Raw genomic sequence first — 2,057 nt, 5'->3', positions numbered from 1 at the left:
CCCACCACGTCCTGCCTGGTCAGGGGGCGCTCCAGCGCGCGGTTGATCGTGGCGAGGAGGAAGTCCTCGTCGGATTCCGGCACCGGCGGAGCGATGCCGTCGACCCCGGGAGCGGCGTCGTCGGTGAGGCCGACGAGCACGAGGCCGTCGCTCTGTGGCAGAGCGAACACGAACCGGCCGAAGTGACCCGGCACCGGCGCGGTGAACACGGCGCTGGGACACCCGAGCGCCTCGGCCCGCACGACCAGGTGGGATCCGCGGCTCGGCGAGATCCGCAACGACGGGTCGTGTTCACCGGCCCACACGCCGGTCGCCGAGACGACCGTGCCCCGAGCCTCGACGCTCTCGCCCGTCGTCTCGTCCGTGAGGGTGAGTCGGTCCTCACGCAGGTCGGTCGCGGCGCACCGGGTGAGGACGTCCGCGCCGTGCGCCGCGGCGGTGCGGGCCAGCGCGATCACGAGGCGGGCGTCGTCCTCGAGCTGACCGTCGGTGTAGTAGACGGCACCGCGCAAGGGCCCTACCCCCGGATCTTGGACACGGGGTGTGATTACGCAGCCGTCGGCAGCGTAGCGGTGTTGCCGGTCTCGTAGAGGACCGGCGGGACGTAGCGGCACCACGAATGGCGTCGCTTGGTGTTGTAGCGGACGAGCCACCTGAAGACCTGCCGGCGGCAGACCAGTTCGTTGCTCCAGCAGGCGGCGTCTTGGAGAACCTCGCGCTTCATGGTGGCGTTGAACGACTCGGCCAATGCGTTGTCCGCGCTGGACCCGACGGCGCCCATGGACTGGGTGACGCCGAGCTTGCGACAGAGCTTGGCGTAGTCCTTCGAGCAGTAGACCGACCCGTGGTCGCTGTGAAATACGCTGCCCTTGAGGGTGCCCCGGGTTGCGGCGGCGGCCTTCAACGCGTCCTCGACGAGCTCGGTACGCATGTGGTCAGCGATGGCCCACCTGACAAGCCGACGGCTGTAGCAGTCGATCACGGTCGCCAGGTAGAGGTTCGTGCCGTCGGCGATCGGCAGATAGGTGATATCGCCGACGTAGCGCAGCCCTGGCGCCGGGGCGGTGAAGTCGCGCTTGAGCAAGTCGGGGTACTTCTGGCCAGACGGTTCGGGGATCGTGGTCCGCACCCGCCGCTTCTTCACATAGCCCCGGATTCCTTGCAGCCGCATCACCCTGGCGACGCGCTTGTGGTTTACCCGCTCACCGGCAGGCGCGCTGTCGTTGAGCTCGGCGGTGATCCGTGGCGCACCCTGGGTGTTGTCCTCGGCATGGACAGCCCTGATCCGCTCTGCCAGCGCCGCGTCGTCAGCTGCCCTGGCTTCTCGGGCCGGGGCAGCCTTGAGCCAGGCGTAGTAGGACGAGCGCTCGATCTCGACGAGCTCACACAGTCGCTTCACCTCGAAGGTGGCGGAGTTGCCGGCGACGAACTGGAAACGACTCACCAGCCCGTCTCCCCAGCGAAATACTTGGCCGCCCGCTGGAGGATCTCCCGCTCGGTGGTCAGCTTCGTCGTCTCGACCTCGAGCTCGTTGACCCGGGCCTCGAGCCGGGCGATCTTCTGCTCAGGCGTCTCACCGGCGGGACCCGTAGGGCTTGTCGGCGACGGCTTGGACTGCAGTGGGCTGGAGGTCAATGTCCCGTCAGCGGCGGTCTTCTTGCCGGTCCCGTAGACCTCGAGCCAGTGCCGCAGCGTGCCGCGCACGATGCCGAGATCCTCGGCGATGCCGCGGACCGTGGCGCCCGGGGTGGACTCGTAGGTGCTGTTGCAAAGTTGGGGCAGTAGAAAGACCGGCGTGAAATAATCACAGCCATGGGCATCTTCTCCGGTCGTCATTTCCCCCGTGACATCACTCTGTGGGCAGTGCGGTGATACTGCCGCTACGGGGTGAGCTACCGCGATCTAGAGAAAATGATGACTGAGCGGGGCGTGCCGGTCAATCACACCACGATCTACCGCTGGGTCCAGAAATACGGCCCTGAGCTGGACAAGCACACTCGGTGGTACCGGCAGGTACCCGACTGGCAGGCCAGTTCCTGGCAGGTGGATGAGACCTA

2 protein-coding genes and 1 pseudogene are annotated in these 2,057 nt (G+C 67.1%); 1 reads left to right on the top strand and 2 read right to left on the bottom strand.

The features are described from left to right. Together A7E48_RS10640 and A7E48_RS10635 are read right to left on the bottom strand one after the other, a co-directional pair. Positions 1-512: FAD-dependent oxidoreductase (locus A7E48_RS10640; RefSeq protein WP_233126077.1), on the bottom strand; the 512-nt coding region annotated here is incomplete at its 3' end. 35 nt (positions 513-547) lie between these two features. Next, positions 548-1,782, bottom strand: a protein-coding gene (locus A7E48_RS10635; RefSeq protein WP_141669453.1) for an IS3 family transposase whose coding sequence is annotated in 2 segments (ribosomal slippage) — positions 548-1,458 and positions 1,458-1,782 — 1,236 coding nt in all. Because the reading frame shifts where the segments join, the coding sequence is not laid out codon by codon here. A 30-nt stretch (positions 1,783-1,812) separates the two neighbouring features. On the opposite strand from A7E48_RS10635, the pseudogene A7E48_RS11045 reads away from it, so the two are divergent. Beyond that, positions 1,813-2,057: pseudogene (locus A7E48_RS11045) on the top strand (IS6 family transposase); the annotation flags it as partial.

Origin of the sequence: Rothia sp. ND6WE1A (assembly GCF_001683935.1) — a bacterium.
Taxonomy (GTDB): domain Bacteria; phylum Actinomycetota; class Actinomycetes; order Actinomycetales; family Micrococcaceae; genus Rothia; species Rothia amarae.
Note: the sequence above shows the minus strand (reverse complement) of the source record. Positions and strands in the feature narration are given on the sequence as shown.